Consider the following 18,639-nt stretch of genomic DNA (forward strand, 5'->3'; position numbering starts at 1 on the left):
GCCCCTACCGTGGAAGACGCGTCGGGCACGGACATATGGGACGGAAGCTCTCAGCCTCGTGGGGTTGGATGGGGCCATGAACAAGCGAGCACTGGTGGGGGCCCTGACCGCGGCGGCCGTGGTGGCGGCCCTGGTCGGCGGTGGGTTGTGGTGGCGCCACACGGCGGCCGAGCAGAAGGCCGACGGCGAGTCGAAGGCCGCGGTGGCCGCCTTCGCGAAGGGCTGGTCGCAGCGGTCGTTCACGCAGGCCGGGGTCACCTTCGCGGGGGCGCAGGTGCAGGCGGTGCAGGACGGGTTCACCGCCACCACCGCGGGTCTCGGCAAGGGCCCGGTCAGCGTCACCCCCGGCCCGGTGACCCGTGACGGCGACCGCGCGACCTCGACCCTCAAGGTCGCCTGGACCCTCGGCGGCGACGTCCCCTGGGCGTATGACGTGCCCGTCACCGTGCGCCGCGACGGCGAGAAGTGGGCCGTCGTGCCGCCCCCCAACGGTTCGCTGTGGCATCCCGCGATCAAGGCGAGTGACAAGCTCAGCGCCACCCGCACGTGGGCCAAGCGCGGCGACCTGCTCGACCGCGACGGCCAACCGCTCATGCCGATCGGCAAGGTCTACCCGGTCCAGATCGACCCGGCCCGCGCGACGGCCGCGACGGTCCGCGAGCTGGAGAAGGTGGTGGACGAACCGGCCGGGTCGCTCGTCGCCAAGCTCGAGGCGGCGACCAAGGCCGGGAACAAGGCGCCCATCGCCGTGATCACCTACCGGGAGTCCGACTTCCAGGACCGCAAGGCCGCCCTCGACGGCCTCAAGGGCGTCATCTACCCGGCCCGCGAGCAGCCGCTGGCCCGGACCCGGACGTTCGGACAGCCCCTGCTCGGTTCGTATGGTGCGGTGAGCGCCGAGCTCGTCGCCAAGAGCGAAGGGCGTTACGTCGCAGGCGACTACGCCGGGCTGAGCGGTCTGCAGGGGCGCTACGACACCCAGCTCGGGGGGACACCCGGTGTCGAGGTCACGTCGAGCGCCAACCCGGACACCCCGCTGTTCAGCAAGGCGGCGGTCGACGGCACCGACGTGAAGACCACGCTCTCGCCCGACGTGCAGACCGCGGCCGAGTCCGCGGTCGCCGGAACCGGGGACGTTCCCTCGGCGCTGGTGGCGGTCGACGTGAAGACCGGTGATGTGCTCGCCTCGGCGAACTCGCCCGCGCTCGGCTTCGACCGGGCCCTGACCGGGCAGTACCCGCCGGGTTCGGCGTTCAAGATCGCCAGCACCTACGCCCTCCTCACCGGTGGCAAGGTGACCCCGACGACGTCGGTCGACTGCCCGAAGACGTTCGCCGTGGACGGCCGCTCCTACAAGAACTACGAGGGCGAGGAGCTGGGCACGCCGGACTTCGCGAGCGACTTCGCGCACTCGTGCAACACGGCGTTCGTCAAGCTGTCGACCGACCTCGGCGACGGGGACCTGGCCAAGGCTGCCGATGCCCTCGGGCTCACCGGCTGGGCCAAGGCGCTGGGGGTCGGGAACGCCTTCGACGCGAGCATCCCCACCAACAACGGCAAGACCGACAAGGCCTCGGCCATGATCGGGCAGGGACGCAACCTCACCTCCCCGCTCGCCCTCGCGACGATGGTCGCCTCCGTGGCGCGCGGCAGCGCCATACCGCCGGCGCTCGTGACCGAGCCGGCCGCGACGGGGGCCGACCGCACCGCCAAACCGCTCGATGCCGACGCCGTCGGCCAGCTGCGCCAGCTCATGCGACAGGTCGTCACGGACGGGACCGGCACGGTGCTGCGCGACGCCCCCGGCGGGGCCGTGCGGGGGAAGTCGGGCACGGCTGAGTTCGGGTCGAAGAACCCCCCGGAGACGCACGCGTGGTTCGTCGGGTACCAGGACGGGATCGCGTTCGCGGCGCTGGTCGAGAAGGGCAAGAGCGGCGGCACGGTGGCGGCGCCCGTCGTCAAGGACTTCCTCACCGCGCTGGCGAAGTAGCCCCGCCGCGACGAGCACCGTTGCGACAGAACGAGGCCCCCACCGGGATCCGGTGGGGGCCTCGCTGAAGACTGTGGTTGAGCAGTCCTCGGATCAGATCGGGCGAACGGCGTCAGCCTGGGGACCCTTGGGTCCCTGGGTGACCTCGAACTCCACGCGCTGCGCCTCGTCCAGCGAGCGGTAGCCCGAGGAGTCGATCGCCGAGTAGTGGACGAACACGTCCGGGCCGCCGCCGTCCTGGGCGATGAAGCCGAAGCCCTTCTCAGCGTTGAACCACTTAACGGTTCCCTGTGCCATGGGGTAACTCTTTCCTTCGTAGCCATTGGTGCCACGCACTTTGCGAAACACCAGGCTGCCGTACACAACCCCACCGACGAGACATGCCCGCCTCAGATGAGAAAAGCCCGCTCTGATGGTGCTAGGGCGGGCACTTCGTCGACCTTTGCGAGGAACTGCTTGATGCAACCGCGACAGACGCTAGCACGCACGATGCAGATCGTGGAGACCAACCACAGTCAATTTCTCACCAGTCGGGGAGGCTCCCGGAGTGCTCCCCGCCGGCCTCAGACGCCGCGCACGGCGCGCACCGGCGGCCGGTCGCCGCGGATGGTCGCGACCATGTCCACGACCCGGCGGGTCGCCCGGACGTCGTGCGCGCGGAACACCGTGGCCCCCAGCCAGGCTGCGACCGCCGTGGCCGCGAGCGTCCCCTCGAGCCGGTCGTCGACCTCGAGCCCGAGCGACTCGCCCACGAAGTCCTTGCGGGACAGCGCCTGCAGGATGGGGAAGCCCAACCCGGCCAGGTCTGCGGTGTGCCGCAGGACCACCAGCGAGTGGGCCGTCGTCTTGCCGAAGTCGAGCGTCGGGTCGACGAGGACGCGCTCGGTCGGGATGCCCGCCTCCACCGCGGTACGGGCGCCGGTGCCCAGGGTGTGGAGGACGTCGCGGACGACGTCGAGCTCGTCCGGGCCGTAGGTCATCTGCACCGGGTCGGTGCGCGGGGGCAGGCCTCCGGTGTGCGAGCACACCACTCCCGCACCGATCTCCGACGCCACGCGGACCAGCTCGGGGTCGTGGCCGGCCCAGGTGTCGTTGACCAGGTCGAGACCGTGGCGGCCCGCCTCACGGGCGACCTCGCTGCGCCAGGTGTCGAGGCTGAGGACGAGGTCGGGGTAGGTCGCACGTGCGTGCTCGAGGAACGGGCCGACGCGGTCGATCTCCTCCGCGGCCGAGACCACCTCCCCCTCCTGACCCGCGCGGACACCCCCGACGTCGACGATGTCGGCGCCCGCGTCCACGGCGTTCTCGAGGGCGCGCTTCGCGGAGTCGAGGTCGGCGTGCCGGTTGCCGGCGAAGAAGGAGTCGCGGGTGCGGTTGATGATGCCCATCACGGCCGGGGTGGACGCGTCGAACGTCCGGCCGCGCAGGACGAGCGGCGGCGTGCGGGGAAGGTCGAACGGCTGGGGGTCCGCAGTGGTCACCGCGTCATCCTCGCACCGCCACGGTCGGGCCCTCGCCTGGCCGGGGCTCCGGCCGTCCGGGTCACCTGGACGACCCGTCCGGGGGCCGGGGGCGAGCGCGCTGGGTAGTGTCGAGGAGTGGCCTTTGACTTCAGCATGAGCCCAGCCGTCGAGCAGCAACGCCGTCGGGTCGAGGAGTTCGTCGCCAGCGAGGTGATCCCGCTCGAGCAGACGGTGTTCGCCGAGGGGATGACCGACGCGCTGCGACTCGAGCTGCAGGCGAGGGCGCGGGCCGCCGGGGTCTTCGCACCCCAGGCGCCGAAGGAGTTCGGTGGTGGCGGGTTCCGGTTCGACGAGTCCGCGGTCCTGCTCGAGGAGGCCGGCTACTCACTGCTCGGGCCCCTCGCGCTCAACTGCGCCGCCCCCGACGAGGGCAACATCCACCTCCTGCACATGACCGGGTCGGCGCTGCAGAAGGAGAAGTACCTCGAGCCGCTCGTCGCCGGCGCGGTGCGGTCCTGCTTCTCGATGACCGAGCCCCCACCCGGCGCCGGGTCCGACCCGTCAGCCCTGAGGACCCGCGCCCGCCGCACCGACGGTGGCTGGCTGGTCAACGGCGACAAGTGGCTCATCACCGGCGCCGACGGCGCAGCCTTCTCGATCGTCATGGCCCTGAACGAGGGTGACGACGCCCCGGAGGGCGCGACGATGTTCCTCGTCGACGCGGACAACCCGGGTTTCGTCGTGGGTGAGCACCTCAACACCATCGACGCCACCGGGGTCGGTGGTCACTGCCGGGTGGCCCTGCGCGACTGCTTCGTCCCGGACGACCACGTCCTCGGCGAGGTCGGCAAGGGGTTCCAGAGCGCCCAGGTACGCCTCGCCCCCGCCCGCCTCACGCACTGCATGCGCTGGCTCGGTGCCGCCCGGCGTGCCCACGACATCGCCGTCGAGCGGGCGGTCGGCCGCGAGCTGTTCGGCACCCCGCTGTCGGACCTGGGCATGGCCCAGGCCCTCATCGCCGAGAACGAGATCGACCTCGACGCGGCTCGTTCGATGATCTGGCACGCCTCGTGGGCGATCGCCGAGGGACAACGCAGCAGCGAGCAGTCCTCGCGCACCAAGGTGTTCGCCAGCGAGGCGGCCTGCCGCGTCGTCGACCGCTCGGTGCAGCTCGCCGGCGGCATGGGCACCTCCGAGGAGCTGGTGCTGGGCCGGATCTACCGTGACATCAGGTCGTTCCGCATCTACGACGGCGCCACCGAGGTCCACAAGATGTCGATCGCCAAGCGCGCCGCGCGACGGGCCACCTCACGGCTCTCGATCCGCGACACCCCCGGTGGCGAGGTCCGCGCGTGAGCCCGCAGGACGGCGCACCGGGGTCCGCACCGGCCGGCCCGAGCGGACCGGAGGACGCCCCCGGGCTCCCGCGGGCCTCGTTCACGGCCTGGGCGGCCGACGCCGTGCCGCAGCTCGGCCCCGACTGGACCCCCGCGGTGATCTCGGGCGGGCTGTCGAACATCACCTACCGCGTGACCAGCCCCACGGCCAGCGTCATCGTGCGCCGACCGCCGCTGGGCAAGCTGCTCCCCAGCGCGCACGACATGGGGCGCGAGGCCCGGGTCCTCTCGGCCCTGTGGCGGACGGGCGTCCCGGTGCCCGAGGTGCTCGCCGCCACGTCCGACGCCGAGGTCGTCGGCGCGCCCTTCTACGTCATGGCCCTCGTCGAGGGCACGGTCTACCGCGAGCCCGCCCAGACCGCGGAGCTCACCGTCACCCAGCGCGACCAGCTCTCCGACTCCCTCGTCGACGTGCTCGCCGCCATCCACGCGGTCGACCTCGACGAGACCGGCCTGCGTGACTTCGGCAAGCCCGACGGTTACCTCGAGCGGCAGGTCCGTCGCTGGAGCGGTCAGTGGGACGCGAGCCGTACCCGGGACCTCCCCGCCATGGACGAGCTGGTCCGGCAGCTCGACACCCGGCGCCCCGAGGGTGGTGAGGTGACCTTGGTCCACGGCGACTACCGTCTCGACAACACCCTCGTCACCCAGGAGGACGGCCGCCCCACCGTGGCCGCCGTCGTCGACTGGGAGCTCAGCACCCTCGGCGACCCGCTCGCCGATCTCGCCACGTGGCTGACCTACTACTCCGGACCCGGTGAGGACGGCAGCGCCGTGCCCGTCGCCGCCGGCCTCACCGCGCACGAGGGCTTCCCGACGACGGACGACATCGCGCAGCGGTATGCCGCCGTGACCGGGCGTGACGTGTCCGGCCTCGACTACTACCGCGCGTTCACGGACTTCCGGCTGGCCGTGATCCTCGAGGGCGTCCATGCGCGCTACCTCGCGGGGAAGTCGATGGGCGAGGGGTACGACCGGGTCGGTGCCTCGGTGCCGCTCCTCGTCGACCGGGCCCTGTCCCGCCTGTGACCCCATGATCGTCTGGATCAACGGTACGCACGGCGTGGGGAAGACGACCACCGGCACCCTGGTGCAGCAGCTCCTGCCGGGGTCGCGCGTGTTCGATGCGGAGAAGGTCGGCGAGACCCTCATGGACGTCCACCCGGGCCTGCCCGAGACCGACAACTTCCAGCACTGGCCGCCGTGGCGTCCCCTGGTGGTCGAGACCGCTCGGCACCTCCTGGCCTACACCGGGGGCACCCTGGTCATGCCGATGACCGTCCTCGTGCCGGACTACTGGCGAGAGATCGCCGCAGGGCTGGACGGTCACGGGATCCCGGTGCGGCACTTCGTCCTGCACGCCGACGAGGAGACCTTGCGGGCACGCATCGAGGGCGACCGCGACCTCGGCCCGTCGTCGTTCCGCTTCCGGCACCTCGAGCCGTACGCGCAGGCAGCCCGCACCTGGTTGCACGAGGCGGCCGAGGTCGTGGACACCACCCACCTCACGGCCGCCGGAGCGGCCGGGCAGATCGTCGACGCGATCCGGTCCTGAGGGGTCGATGGGTCCTCACCGGATCGCGTCAGGAGTCGAAGCCGAGGCCGAGGCGGTCGAGCGTGCGCAGCCAGGCGTTGCGCCGGCCGTCGTTCTCGTCGGCACGTGCCAGCGCCCACCGGGTCAGCTGGATCCCCGCGTACGCGAACGGCTCGGGCGGGAACGGCAACGGCTTCTCCCGCACCATCTGCAGGCTGGTGCGTTCGGTGTCGGCACCGTCGAGCAGGTCGAGGGTGACGGCTGCACCGAACCGGGACGCCCCGACCCCGAGTCCCGTGTAGCCCAGGGCGTAGGCGACGCGGCCGTCGTGGGCCGAGCCGTAGAACGCGCAGAAACGGGTGCACGTGTCCATGGCCCCGCCCCAGCGGTGGCTGAACCGCAGCCCTGCGAGCTGGGGGAACGTCTCGAAGAAGTGGGTCGCCAGCCGGTGGAACGTCTCCGGCCGCTGGTCCTTGGTCGGGCGCACCCGACGGCCGAGGTGGTAGATCGCGTCGTACCCGCCCCACAGGATGCGGTTGTCGTCGGTGAGCCGGTAGTAGTGGAACTGGTTGGCCATGTCACCGACCCCGGCGCGGCTGCCCCAGCCGATCGAGTCGAGCTGCTCGGCGCTCAGGGGCTCGGTCATGAGGACGTAGTCGTAGACGGGAACCGTGTGCAGTCGGGTCCGCCGCAGCAGTGAGGGAAAGGCGTTGGTGCCCAAGGCGACCCGGGCGGCCCGCAGGTCGTGCCCACGGTCGGTGGTGAGCCGCATACCGGCGCCGTCGCGGTCCAGGCCGGTCGCCTTGGTGCGCTCCACGATCCGCACGCCGAGCGACTCCGCCGCGGCTGCCAGGCCCCAGGCCAGGCGGGCCGGGTCAACCATCGCGGTCTCGTCGGGGGTGTGGACCCCGGCGAGGTAGGTCGGGGAGTCCAGCTCGGCGCGCATCGCGTCGCGGTCGAGGAACGTGCCGCCGCCGAGGTCCTCCTTCAGCCACTGCACCTGGTGCGGCGCGGTGGCGACGGTGAGCTCGCCGGTGCGCTGGAAGTCGCACTCGATGCCGTGTCGCTGCACGGTGTCCTGGATCGCATCGAGGTTCGCGAGGCCGAGCCGGTGCAGCTGCTCGTACTCCGCCGGCCAGCGCTCGCGGCCGTTCGCCTCGCCGTGGGTCAGGCTGGCCGAGCAGAACCCGCCGTTGCGTCCCGAGGCCGCCCAGCCGATGCGGCCGGCCTCGACGACGACGACGTCCCGACCAGGGTCGGCCTCCTTGGCCAGCAGCGCGGTCCACAGACCGGTGTACCCACCACCGACCACGACGAGGTCGGCACTGGTGGGTGCCTCGAGGCGGGGCCGGGGTGCGGGGCGGTCGGGCCGGTCCAGCCAGAAGACCGACGGTGCGGCGTCGGCGAGGGCGGCATCGGCAAGGGTCGCGGCCGGGCCGCGCGTCGTCCCCGTCGACCCCGCTGCCTGCGGGGAGGGTTGCATGACCGTCAGCTGCCGGTGGAGTACTGGTCGGCGACCTCGAGCGCCTCGTCGAGGATGGCCAGCCCTTCGCGCACCTCGTCAGCGGTCGTCGTGCACGGGGGCACGACGTGGGTGCGGTTGAAGTGGGTGAAGGGCCACAGGCCACGCGCCTTGCAGGCTGCGGCGAACTCGTTCATCGCCTTGGCGTCGGCGCCGCCGGCGTTGAACGGCACCAGGGGTTCGCGGGTCTCGCGGTCACGGACGAGCTCCAGCGCCCAGAACGTCCCGAGGCCACGAACCTCTCCGATGCTGGGGTGGCGCTCGGCGAGCGCCCGCAGGCCGGGGCCGATGACGTCCTCACCCAGGGCGCGGGCGTGCTCGACGATCCCCTCCTCCTTGAAGATGTTGATGGAGGCGACGGCCGAGGCGCAGGCGAGCGGGTGGCCGGAGTAGGTGAGGCCACCGGGGAACGGCTTGCTGTCGAAGGACTGCGCGACGCGCTCGGAGATGATGACGCCGCCGAGCGGGACGTACCCGCTGTTGACGCCCTTGGCGAAGGTGATCAGGTCGGGGGCCACGCCCCAGTGGTCCACGGCGAACCACTCGCCACAGCGGGCGAACCCGGACATCACCTCGTCCGCGATCATGACGATGCCGAACTCGTCGCACAGGTCGCGCACGCCCTGGAGGTAGCCCGGTGGCGGGACGAGGATGCCGTTGGTGCCGACGACCGACTCGAGGATGATCGCGGCGACGGTGTGGGCCCCCTCCACCATGAGCAGGTCGCGCAGGTGCTGCAGCGCGCGCTCGCTCTCCTCCTGCTCGGTGGTCGCGTGGAACGCCGAGCGGTAGAGGTAGGGACCCCAGTACCGCACGACGCCCGGCATACCGGGCTCTGAGGCCCATCGGCGCGGGTCCCCGGTCAGGGCGATGGAGCCCGCGGTCGCGCCGTGGTAGCTGCGGTAGGCAGCGAGGACCTTGTGGCGGCCGGTGTGCAGGCGCGCCATGCGCAGGGCGTTCTCGTTCGCCTCGGCCCCACCGTTGGTGAAGAAGACGCGGTTGAGGTCCCCCGGGGCGAGCTCGGTGATGAGGCGCGCCGCCTCGGAGCGGGCGTCGTTGGCGAACGCCGGGCTGATCGTCGTGAGGCGACCGGCCTGCTCCTGGATCGCGGCCACGAGCTTGGGGTGCTGGTACCCGATGTTCACGTTGACCAGCTGGCTCGAGAAGTCGAGGTACCGCTTGCCGCTGTAGTCGGTGAAGTACGAGCCGAGGGCCGACGCGATCGGCAGGGGGTCGATGAGCCCCTGGGCGGACCACGAGTGGAACACGTGGCCCCGGTCGTCGCGGCGGACCTGCTCCTCGGTCGCTCCGGTGACGGCGTCGAGCACGCCCTGCTGGACGGTGGTGTCGGTCATGGGGCCCTCTCGGCAGGCTCGGGAGATCAGCGGGTGCGCGGGAAGCCGAGGTCGACGCTCGACGTGGCCGGGTCGGGCCAGCGCTGCGTCACGACCTTGCCGCGGGTGTAGAAGTTGATGCCCTCGGGACCGTACATGTGGGTGTCGCCGAAGAGGGAGTCCTTCCAACCGCCGAAGGAGTAGTAGGCGACCGGGACAGGGATCGGGACGTTGATCCCGACCATGCCGACCTCGACGTCGAACTGGAACCGGCGGGCCGCGCCACCGTCCCGCGTGAAGATCGCGGTGCCGTTGGCGTACTGGTTGGAGTTGATGAGCTCCAGGCCCTCCTCGTAGGTGTCCACGCGGACGACCGACAGCACCGGTCCGAAGATCTCGTCGGTGTAGACGGTCATCTCCGGGGTGACGTGGTCGAGCAGCGTGGTGCCGAGGAAGAACCCGTCGGTCGGCAGGTCGCCCTCGCGGCCGTCGACGACGACCGTGGCCCCGGCCTCCTGGCCGGCCCCGACGTACCCGGAGACCTTGTCGCGGTGCTCGGCGGTGATGAGCGGACCCATGTCGGTGTCGGGGTCGGTGCCGTTGCCGACGGTGAGCTTGGGCAGGCGGGCCGCGATCGCATCCACGAGCGGCTGGGCCACGTCGCCGACCGCGACGGCGACGGAGAGCGCCATGCAGCGCTCGCCCGCGGAGCCGTAGGCCGCGGACACCACCGAGTCAGCGGCCATGTCGACGTCCGCGTCGGGCAGGACGAGGGCGTGGTTCTTGGCGCCGCCGAGGGCCTGGACGCGCTTGCCGTTGGCCGTGCCGCGCTCGTAGATGTACCTGGCGATCGGCGTCGAGCCCACGAAGCTCACCGCCGCGATGCCCGGGTGGTCGAGGATCGCGTCGACGGCGACCTTGTCACCGTGCAGGACCGTGAAGAGGCCGTCGGGCAGGCCGGCCTCCTTCCACAGCTGGGCGAGGAAGAGCGCGGCCGACGGGTCCTTCTCGGAGGGCTTGAGGATGAACGCGTTGCCGCAGGCGATCGCGTTGGCGCACATCCACAGCGGCACCATCGCGGGGAAGTTGAACGGCGTGACGCCGGCGACGACACCGAGCGGCTGGCGGATGTTGTAGACGTCGACCCCGGTGGCGGCCTGCTCGGTGAAGCCACCCTTGAGCAGGTTCGGGACACCGGTGGCGAACTCGACGTTCTCCAGCCCTCGGGCGATCTCGCCGGCAGCGTCGGACAGCACCTTGCCGTGCTCCGAGGTGATGATCGCGGCGAGCTCCGGGGTGCGCGCGTGCAGCAGCTCGCGGAACGCGAACAGGACGGCGCTGCGGTGTGACAAGGAGGCGTGGCGCCACTCCTTGGCCGCTGCGGCGGCACTGGCGACCGCCGCGTCGAGCTCCTCGACCGAGGCGAGGTCGACCTCGCCGGTGACCGCACCCGTCGCCGGGTTGTAGACCGGTGAGGTGCGTCCGGAGGTGCCCTCGGTGGGCCGGCCGTCGATCCAGTGGGAGATGCGCGTCGTCATGCTCACACCCTACGATCCATCCACTGGTAACACAATAGAAGTATTGCTATGGTGCAAAGATGCCGCACGCCACCCTCACGGCCCTCGAGGCCCGCCTCGACACCCCCTCCGCGAAGGGACTGGCGCATGCCGTGTCCGCGACGATCCGCGACGGGCTCGTCGTCGCCGGCGACCGCCTGCCCCCGATCCGGACCGTGGCGGCCGAGCTGGCCCTGTCGCCGACCACGGTGAGTGCCGCCTGGGCGCTGCTCGCCCGGTCGGGCACCGTGGCCACCGACGGTCGCCGCGGCACCACCGTCCTGGACCAGCGGTCCGGCGGCACCGTCCGCTACCGCGCCGCCCTCGAACGGCCCTCGACCTTCGCCCACGACCTGTCCACGGGCGTCCCGGACCCTGAGCTGCTCCCCGACCTGGGGCAGGCCCTCGCCGGCCTTCGCACCGCTCCGACGACGGGCAGCTACCTCGACGACCCGGTGCTTCCGGCGCTCGCGGAGGTCCTCGTGGCGGACTGGCCGTTCGCCGTGGAGGAGGTCTCCGTCGTCGACGGGGCGATGGATGCGATGGACCTGTTCGTGCGGACCCAGCTGCGGTTCGGGGACCGGGTGGTCGTGGAGGACCCGGGGTTCCCGCCGTTGGTCGACCTGCTCGAGTCCGTCGGCGTGCAGCTCGTCGGCGTCGCCGTCGACGAGGAGGGCCTGGACCTCGAAGCCCTGGAGGCCACCCTGCGCGAACCGGTGGCGGCGGTCGTCCTGCAACCGCGGGCGCAGAACCCCACGGGAGTGACGATGACGTCCCGCCGTGCTGAGCGCATCGCCGCCCTGCTGTCGGGTTCGCCGACCGTGGTCGTCGAGGACGACTCCGCCGCCGGGCTGTCCCCCTCACCGCTCGTCAGCCTCGGGCAGTGGCGCCCCGAGCAGACCGTGCACATCCGCTCGTTCTCGAAGTCGCACGGACCCGACCTGCGCCTCGCCGCCCTCAGCGCACCGGCGCGGATCCTGAACGACCTCAACGGTCGTCGCCAGCTCGGACAGGGCTGGTCGAGCAGGCTGCTCCAGCAGGTGCTGCTCGGACTGCTCACCGACGACGTCGCCACCGCGCAGGTCCAGACCGCCGCGCAGACGTATGCCGCGCGGCGAGCCCGCGTCGTCGACCGGCTCCGCGAGCGCGGGGTCGAGGTGGGCGGGACCGAGGGCATCAACATCTGGGTGCCCGTCCAGGACGAGACGGCCGCGGTCGTCCGGCTGGCCAGCCAGGGAATCGGCGTCGCGCCGGGGACGCCGTTCCGGATCGGGCCGAGCGGACCCGGCGGCCACGTGCGCGCCACGGTCGGGCTCGTCCGCGACGAGGCGGCCCTGGACTCGCTGGCCGACGCGCTCGCCGACGCCGCGAACACCGGCGGATGGAACGGCCGCGCCCGCTGACCCAGCCTGCTGCCCGCTGACCGGCTTGCCGCCACCTGATCCGGGCGGCACGAAGGCCGGGCTGCAGGGTTGCCCGGCCTCCGGCCCGCCGCCCGAAAGCGGACGTCCAATCCCCTGTGACAGGTTCTGACCCCACGCTAGGCGTGGGCGGTCAGGGACAGGATCGTGCAATTCGCGTACTGCTGTACATGGTTTCCTGCGCTGGCGTGGGCAAACCACCTCATCCACGACACTCGCGACGACAGCGGGGCGACCTCACAGAAGCCAGGACGCCGGAGGATCCCGGCGGAGGTGCTCCGCCGGGATCTTCCGTCTCTGGCCTACAGCAGCTGCAACAGCAGGTTGTAGTAGCCCATCGACGCGTAGTTGGTGTAGCCGGTGCTGGCGCTCGACCCCTCACCGACGCCGTCGAGGAACACGTAGTAGGTGCCGGGGTTGAGGGTCATGGTGAGGGTGGTGCGCGTCGTCCCCGTCGGCGAGCTCGTCGCGATCACGGTGCCGGCGCTGTTGGTGAGCTGGAGCCGGCCGTTGAGGTTGGTGTCGACCTGCTGGATCCATTCCCACGACTGGATGTTCACCTTGCGCTGGGCCGTCAACGAGAACTTGAAGGCGTCGTACTCCCCTGAGCCCCACGAGACACGTCCCGTCCTGACGGTGCCTGCCGGCAGTGTCGCCGTGGTGGCGGTGGTGCCCACGTAGTCATCCGCCACCCAGCCGAGGTAGCTCCCGATCACGTAGATGTCGTCCTGGGTCTGGTTCGCGCCGGCGTACTGACCCTTGCTCCACTGGGTCATCGGCCGCGAGTACGGGTTGCCCATGATCGGCGCCCAGTTGGCGTGGCCCGCGTAGTACGTCACGGTTCCGCCGGTCGTGTTCTGACCGTCGTGCTGCAGGCCGACCGTGTGACCGGTCTCGTGGCTGATGCACTCAGCGATCTGCTTGGTCGGCGTGCGGGCGTCGGCGAAGCAGTACGCCGGGGTGTCGCTGTTCCAGTCGAAGGACCCGATCTGCGCGTACCCGGAGTTGGTCACGTTGAGCCAGGTGTTGGGACCCACCACGACGCGGATGCCGTAGGCGGTGTCGGTCGAGGAGGTCTTGCGCAGTCCCTCGAGCCCCGGGTCCTGGGTCGTGACGTCGACGTTCCACGCGGCGAAGTCCTCGGCGACGCTGGCATAGGCGTCCTGGATGACCGCTGCCTCGTTCTGGTTGAACGTCGAGGAGTCCCCGTCGCGACCCCACACCGGGGTGGTGAAGGTGGCGCCGTGGTTCCACACCGTGCCACTCGTCGTGTGGCCGGTGAAGTCCAGGTAGATCTTCAGCGGGGACGACGGCCGCGAGTGCAGGTAGAGCGTCTGGCTGACCGACCAGAGCAGGGTGTCGGGCGCACCGGTGGTGACCGTCGCTCCGGCGCCGCCGAGCGCGTCACCGACCATCAGGTTGTCGTGATCGCCGACCTGGATCGTGGGGTCGCGCAGGATCGTGCGCTCGAGCTGGTCCGCGGTGAGGTGCCCCTTGCGGGCGAGCGCGGACAGTCGGTCCTTGCCCAACGCCTGCACGGCCTGGCGACCGATGGTGTGGCGCGGGGCGAAGCGGTGCTGCGGGCCGGGATCACGGACCGACGCGCTCGAGGGGATCGAGCCCTTGGTCGTCCTGACCCCGGGGGACGCGTCGGCTGCGGGCGCGTGCGCCAGTCCGATCCCCGACAGGAGGACAAGAGTCGCAACGCCGGTGCGTCGCAGGAGGTGGGCGGTACTCATCTGAGGCTCCTTGAGTGAGGACGGCTGGTCGCCGGGTGGTGTGTGCCTCAGCCTCGTTCCGGCAGGGTCGTCCGGTCTGTCGGTGCCACGACGCAGCCTCTGTCGTCCCGCCGACGTTGCAGGCGAGGGCGTGGGAGACGTCGCAGCTCGCACCGCCCACGCAGAGGGTGGGACCCCGCCGCCCGCTCCGGCTCCCGCGTGCTTCACGTGCGGAAACGAGCACTCGCACCTCGTGGGGTCAGGACCCTGTCGGCGGAGGGCGTGGGATTCGAACCCACGATGACGTTGCCGCCATAGCGGTTTTCAAGACCGCCGCACTAGGCCACTATGCGAGCCCTCCAGGCCTTGCGACACACGACCGCCGGACCGGGGCCAACGGTATCGTCACGTCGTGGACGGCTACCAACGCGAGGGCGAAACCAAGGCCCAACGGCTCGACCGCAACTGGGACGAGCTGTTGCAGGAGCTCCGCGTCACACAGACCGGCGTCCAGATCCTCACCGGCTTCCTGCTCACCCTGCCGATCCAGCCTGCGTTCCGCGACATCACCCACTTCGAGCGTTCGGCGTACGTCGTGGCGATCAGCGCGAGCATCCTCGCCACCTGTCTGCTCATCACGCCGGTGGCGATGCACCGCTGGCTGTTCCGGCAGCAGCGCAAGGAGACCCTGGTCAGCATCGCCCACCACGTCTCCGTCATCGGGCTGGCGACCCTGGCGGCTGCCGTCGTCAGCGTCATGGCGCTCACCTTCGCCCTGGTCCTCGGCCAGCGGGCCGGGGTGGTCGCGGCCCTCGTCGGCGCGGTGCTGTTCGTCGCTGCCTGGGTGGTCTTCCCGCTCGGGCTGCGGCACCGCCTCACCCGCCCGAAAGGCCCCTGAGCAGGGCTTTTGTTACTGTCGGAGGACACCGACCAAAGGATCCACCATGGGCAAGCTGTCCTTCATCGCCGGCGTCGCCGCCGGCTACGTCCTCGGCGCGAAGGCGGGCCAGAAGCGCTACGAGCAGATCCGCGGCCGCGCCAGCCAGGTCTGGTCCAGCGATCCGGTCCAGCACCGGGTCGAGACCGTCAAAGGAAGCCGTCAAGGAACAGGCGCCCGTCCTCGGCGCCAAGCTCGGCGAGGCCGCCAAGACGGCCGGGGCGAGCGCCAAGGAGCGCCTCACCGGCGAGGACCTGCCGGAGACCCTCCACCGCGGCACCGACGGTCGGCTCCACGCCGACACCTCGGGCTTCGGGCCGGGCGGCGACAAGCTCCCCTGAGCCGACCGCCTCGCCGGGCGACGGACACGATGAGGCCCGCGACGCGGCATACCTGATCGGTATGCCGCGTCGCGGGCTTTCGCGCACCCCCGTGCGGCTCAGCCAAGACCTTCAGGGACGCCACCGGGTGGCCCTGGTCGAACGAGTGCCGGAAACCCCTGACCAGCACCTGCTCTGACCCGGCCGACCCGGTGACGTGCCCCTGAGGGCAAACCCGCAGCGCGACCCCCCGCACCACCGGCTTCCACGCTGGCACCCCCGAGCCAGCGCCCCAGCCACACCAGAACGGCGCCGTCGGCGTGCGTCTTTCCGGCATGACATGAGGTCTTCCTTTCCTTGCCGCCGGGCTCGTTCCCCCGAATCGGGCCCGACACCGGAGAAGAGCGCGGGACCGCCGCGCTGATACATCCGGCGCGAAACTTTCGTGACCAGTCCTTGCCCCGTTCTTGGGCGACTCTTGACCGGCTTCGCCGAACTCGCCCCGCTCGGGAGGTATCAGGAAGAACCGTCCGAACTCCTGTCTGTGACGCACCCGCCTCACTACGCTGACCGTGGACGCACCCGCGCCCCCCAGGGTCGGCACCGCCCTCAGGAGAGCTCATGGCACACGTGACCCCCACGCCCAGCAGGGGACCCGGCCGCCGCATCCCGCACCTCTCGGTGCCCGGCAGCGCGGTCCGCCGCCTCGGGGCCCGCGCGCTGGACCCGGCCACCTGCAAGCGACTGGGCGACCAGCCGGTGCCCAGCCCCACGGTGTACGTCGGTGACACCCTGCTCGTCAGGGGGCAGCTCGAGGGCCGCGCGGAGGGCCCGCTCAGCGCCCTGCGCAAGCAGCTCGAGGGTCGCTACACCGTCGAGGAACGTCGCGAGACCGGGCTCGGTGACCTGTTCCGGCGCCTCGAGCTGTCCGACGAGCTCGACCGGGTCGGCTCGACCAGCGTCCTCATTGCGCCATTGCCTGGTGAGTCGGTCGAACCCCCCGACGCCTGGAAGATCCTGCAGGACTTCCGTGCCGAGCACCCGCGCTTCGCGTCGGCGGTCGAGCTGTGTCACGTCATGGTGGGCAGTGGCTACGGCGACGGCGTCGGGTACGGCGACGGTGTGGGTTACGGGGACGGCGTCGGGTACGGCGACGGCGTGGGCTACGGGGACGGCGTCGGGTACGGCGACGGCGTGGGGCTGGCCGGCCTGCCCGGTGGCGGTCCGTCCGGACGGTCCCCGGTCACCTGGGCCGCACCGGACCCGTGCCCGGCCGAGCTGCCCGACGGCCCGATCGTGGCCCTGCTCGACACCGGCATCGGTGCCCACCCCTGGTTCGAGCGAGGCGTCATCAAGGACGTCGAGGTCGAGGGCGTCCCCGTCGGGCTGGTCTTCACCCCGGCCGACGACCCGGAGAACACCGGTGTCACCGTCGACCGTGTCAACGGTGTGCTGGACCGGCTGGCCGGCCACGGGACGTTCATCGCCGGGGTGGTCAGGCAGCACTGCCCCGAGGCCACCATCATGGCCATCCCGATCATGTACGGCGACGGGGTCGCGGACGAGGCCGACGTCATCGACGCGCTTCAGCTGCTCTACGCCCGACAGCTCCTCGCCCTGCGAGACCCCGACCGTCACGGCCCCGCCGTGGACGTGCTGTCGATGTCACTGGGCTACTACCACGAGACCCCGGGCACCTTCGAGGACGAGGGCGCGCTGGTGACCGCGTTGCGTGGCCTCAGCTCGACCGGTGTCGTGGTCGTGGCAGCCGCCGGCAACGGGTCGAGCGACGTCGAGTTCTTCCCGGCCGCGTTCGCGACGGGTTCGGGGTTCGACGTGCCCCTCGTCAGCGTCGGCGCGCACAACCCGGGTGGGCTCAACCCCACCGGACCGACCGTCTCGGTCTACTCGAACACCGGCTCGTGGGTCACCGCCTACCGCTGCGGCACCGCCGTGGTCAGCACCATGCCGACGACGTTCGACGGCAGCATCCGCAGCGTGCTCAACCTCCCCGGTTCGACGAACCCGGCCCGCGGCTCGATCGACCTCGACGACTACTCGGGCGGGTTCGGGCAGTGGAGCGGGACGTCGTTCGCCGCTCCCGCGCTCGCCGGTGACGTGGCCGCCCAGCTCGTCGGCTGCCAGGGGGCGGACGAGGGGCTCGACCGCCCGGACCGTGCGGCCCGCGTCAAGGCAGCGGCCGGCGCGGTCGCCACGACGCTGGGGGGTTCGTGATGCAGACCGACGGGACCACGGGAGGTCTGGCCGAGCGCGCAGCGCTGGCGTTCGCCGCATACCGCGGTGGTGACCCGGAGGCGATGTCCGACCTGGTCGACGCGACCACGGCCCTGCTGTGGCACACCGCCCGCGCCCAGGGCCTGGGCAGCGCGGCCGCCGAGGACGTCGTCCAGACGACCTGGCTGTCCCTGGTCAAGCACCAGGACTCCATCCAGGACCCGCTCGCCGTCCTCAAGTGGCTCACCACCACCGCCCGCCGCGAGGCCTGGGCCGTGTCGCGCCGCTCCCGTCGCGAGGACTCGCGCGAAGAGATCGGCGACCTGCTCGACGGCACGCCCGCCCCGCTCGACGGACCCGAGCAGGTCGTGGTCCGTGGACAGGACCAGGTGGTGCTGTGGCGGCACTTCGCCACCCTCTCCGAACGCTGCCAGCAGCTGCTGCGGGTGGTGGCGCTCGCGGAGCGACCCGACTACCAGCACGTCGCCGAGGCCCTCGGCATGCCCGTCGGCAGCATCGGCCCCACCCGCGGCCGCTGCCTCGCCAAGCTGCGGGCAGGACTCACCAACGACCCCGCCTGGGAGGTGGCGTCATGACCGGATCCGCCGACCGCAGCCACGACCGGGAGCTTGACCAGGAGCGCGATCGTGAGCTCGATCGGGAGCTCGACCGTCTTGCGGCCGAACCCCTGGACGCGCAGGACCTCCGGGCGCTGGCCACCGTCCGCAGCATCTTCGCCGCGAGCGACCCCGTGCCGCCGGGGCTGGCCGAGCGGGCCAAGTTCGCGATGACCGTGGCGGCGCTCGAGGCCGAGGTCGCGCAGATCATGCAGACCAGCGCCGAGGCGGTGGGGGTCCGGGCCAAGGTCTACGACCGGGCGGCCACGGTGACGTTCTCGACCGACACCCTGAGCGCGATGATCACCATCGAGTCCATCGACGGGGTCCACGCCCGGCTCAGCGGCTGGGTGAGCAACGGGCCCACGGCCGTCGAGCTGCGCGAACGCTCGCGCACCCAGAGCACCGAGACCGACGCCGAGGGACGGTTCAGCTTCGCGAAGGTCGAGCGTGGGCTCGTGCACCTGCTCCTGCGACGACTGGACCTGCCCGACAGCAGGCCGGTCATCACCCCGGCCATCGAGATCTAGGGGACGCCATCGAGGTCGTCGACCCGGCGGTCGAGGAGCTGTTCACCCGGGCACGCCACCTCAAC

General features: G+C 71.5%; 16 protein-coding genes and 1 tRNA gene. 9 read left to right on the plus strand and 8 right to left on the minus strand.

All coding sequences use genetic code 11. The features are described 5' to 3' along the window. Window positions 1-76 precede the first annotated feature (76 nt). On the plus strand, window positions 77-1,990 hold the full coding sequence (locus tag ACYVKF_RS08625; RefSeq protein ID WP_460966141.1) for a penicillin-binding transpeptidase domain-containing protein: 1,914 nt from the start codon (window positions 77-79) through the stop codon (window positions 1,988-1,990). A gap of 93 nt (window positions 1,991-2,083) precedes the next feature. Here ACYVKF_RS08625 and ACYVKF_RS08630 read toward each other — a convergent pair whose 3' ends face one another. Both ACYVKF_RS08630 and folP read right to left on the minus strand, forming a co-directional pair. Beyond that, a complete protein-coding gene (locus tag ACYVKF_RS08630; RefSeq protein WP_056915917.1) occupies window positions 2,084-2,287 on the minus strand; it encodes a cold-shock protein in 204 nt (67 codons plus the stop codon). 266 nt (window positions 2,288-2,553) lie between these two features. Then, window positions 2,554-3,471: a dihydropteroate synthase gene (gene folP, locus ACYVKF_RS08635; protein ID WP_056920208.1), complete on the minus strand. Its 918-nt coding sequence runs from the start codon at window positions 3,469-3,471 to the stop codon at window positions 2,554-2,556. 135 nt (window positions 3,472-3,606) lie between these two features. Between folP and ACYVKF_RS08640 the strand changes: the two genes are divergently transcribed. From ACYVKF_RS08640 to ACYVKF_RS08650, 3 genes are read left to right on the plus strand one after another with little or no spacing between them, the layout of a single operon-like run. Continuing rightward, window positions 3,607-4,809 carry an acyl-CoA dehydrogenase family protein gene (locus tag ACYVKF_RS08640; protein WP_460966142.1) on the plus strand — a complete coding sequence of 401 codons (1,203 nt, stop codon included), beginning with the start codon at window positions 3,607-3,609 and terminating at the stop codon, window positions 4,807-4,809. Next, window positions 4,806-5,879 (plus strand): phosphotransferase family protein, encoded by a 1,074-nt coding sequence (locus ACYVKF_RS08645; RefSeq protein WP_460966143.1) that lies wholly within the window; start codon window positions 4,806-4,808, stop codon window positions 5,877-5,879. Before ACYVKF_RS08640 ends, ACYVKF_RS08645 begins: the two co-directional genes overlap by 4 nt. A 4-nt stretch (window positions 5,880-5,883) precedes the next feature. Continuing rightward, window positions 5,884-6,405, plus strand: coding sequence for an AAA family ATPase (locus ACYVKF_RS08650; RefSeq protein ID WP_460966144.1), 522 nt, complete (start codon window positions 5,884-5,886; stop codon window positions 6,403-6,405). A gap of 28 nt (window positions 6,406-6,433) precedes the next feature. Here the strand turns inward: ACYVKF_RS08650 and ACYVKF_RS08655 are convergent, their stop codons facing one another. From ACYVKF_RS08655 to ACYVKF_RS08665, 3 genes are read right to left on the minus strand one after another with little or no spacing between them, the layout of a single operon-like run. Continuing rightward, complete coding sequence (locus ACYVKF_RS08655; RefSeq protein WP_460966145.1) at window positions 6,434-7,867, minus strand: NAD(P)/FAD-dependent oxidoreductase; 1,434 nt, start codon at window positions 7,865-7,867, stop codon at window positions 6,434-6,436. 5 nt (window positions 7,868-7,872) lie between these two features. Further along, entirely contained in the window at window positions 7,873-9,261 is a 1,389-nt protein-coding gene (locus ACYVKF_RS08660) for an aspartate aminotransferase family protein (protein WP_082580709.1), read from the minus strand. 26 nt (window positions 9,262-9,287) lie between these two features. Then, window positions 9,288-10,778: a CoA-acylating methylmalonate-semialdehyde dehydrogenase gene (locus ACYVKF_RS08665; RefSeq protein WP_056915921.1), complete on the minus strand. Its 1,491-nt coding sequence runs from the start codon at window positions 10,776-10,778 to the stop codon at window positions 9,288-9,290. 59 nt (window positions 10,779-10,837) lie between these two features. On the opposite strand from ACYVKF_RS08665, the gene ACYVKF_RS08670 reads away from it, so the two are divergent. Next, entirely contained in the window at window positions 10,838-12,199 is a 1,362-nt protein-coding gene (locus tag ACYVKF_RS08670; RefSeq protein WP_460966146.1) for an aminotransferase-like domain-containing protein, read from the plus strand. A 320-nt stretch (window positions 12,200-12,519) separates the two neighbouring features. On the opposite strand, the gene ACYVKF_RS08675 is transcribed toward ACYVKF_RS08670, so the two are convergent. Next, window positions 12,520-13,956, minus strand: coding sequence for a M12 family metallo-peptidase (locus ACYVKF_RS08675; protein WP_460966147.1), 1,437 nt, complete (start codon window positions 13,954-13,956; stop codon window positions 12,520-12,522). 253 nt (window positions 13,957-14,209) lie between these two features. Next, window positions 14,210-14,296 (minus strand) — tRNA-Ser (locus tag ACYVKF_RS08680). Between the two features lie 51 nt (window positions 14,297-14,347). Here ACYVKF_RS08680 and ACYVKF_RS08685 point away from each other — a divergent pair. Next, a complete protein-coding gene (locus ACYVKF_RS08685) occupies window positions 14,348-14,833 on the plus strand; it encodes a DUF6328 family protein (RefSeq protein ID WP_460966148.1) in 486 nt (161 codons plus the stop codon). A 188-nt stretch (window positions 14,834-15,021) separates the two neighbouring features. Here the strand turns inward: ACYVKF_RS08685 and ACYVKF_RS08690 are convergent, their stop codons facing one another. Then, window positions 15,022-15,168 (minus strand): hypothetical protein, encoded by a 147-nt coding sequence (locus ACYVKF_RS08690; protein WP_460966149.1) that lies wholly within the window; start codon window positions 15,166-15,168, stop codon window positions 15,022-15,024. A 645-nt stretch (window positions 15,169-15,813) separates the two neighbouring features. Here ACYVKF_RS08690 and ACYVKF_RS08695 point away from each other — a divergent pair. From ACYVKF_RS08695 to ACYVKF_RS08705, 3 genes are read left to right on the plus strand one after another with little or no spacing between them, the layout of a single operon-like run. After that, window positions 15,814-17,427, plus strand: coding sequence for a S8/S53 family peptidase (locus tag ACYVKF_RS08695; RefSeq protein WP_460966150.1), 1,614 nt, complete (start codon window positions 15,814-15,816; stop codon window positions 17,425-17,427). After that, window positions 17,427-18,023, plus strand: coding sequence for an RNA polymerase sigma factor (locus ACYVKF_RS08700; protein WP_056920427.1), 597 nt, complete (start codon window positions 17,427-17,429; stop codon window positions 18,021-18,023). The genes ACYVKF_RS08695 and ACYVKF_RS08700 overlap by 1 nt, the downstream gene beginning before the upstream one ends. Then, a complete protein-coding gene (locus tag ACYVKF_RS08705; protein WP_056915925.1) occupies window positions 18,020-18,574 on the plus strand; it encodes a hypothetical protein in 555 nt (184 codons plus the stop codon). The genes ACYVKF_RS08700 and ACYVKF_RS08705 overlap by 4 nt, the downstream gene beginning before the upstream one ends. Window positions 18,575-18,639 lie beyond the last annotated feature (65 nt).

It is taken from the genome of Pedococcus soli (assembly GCF_054782575.1).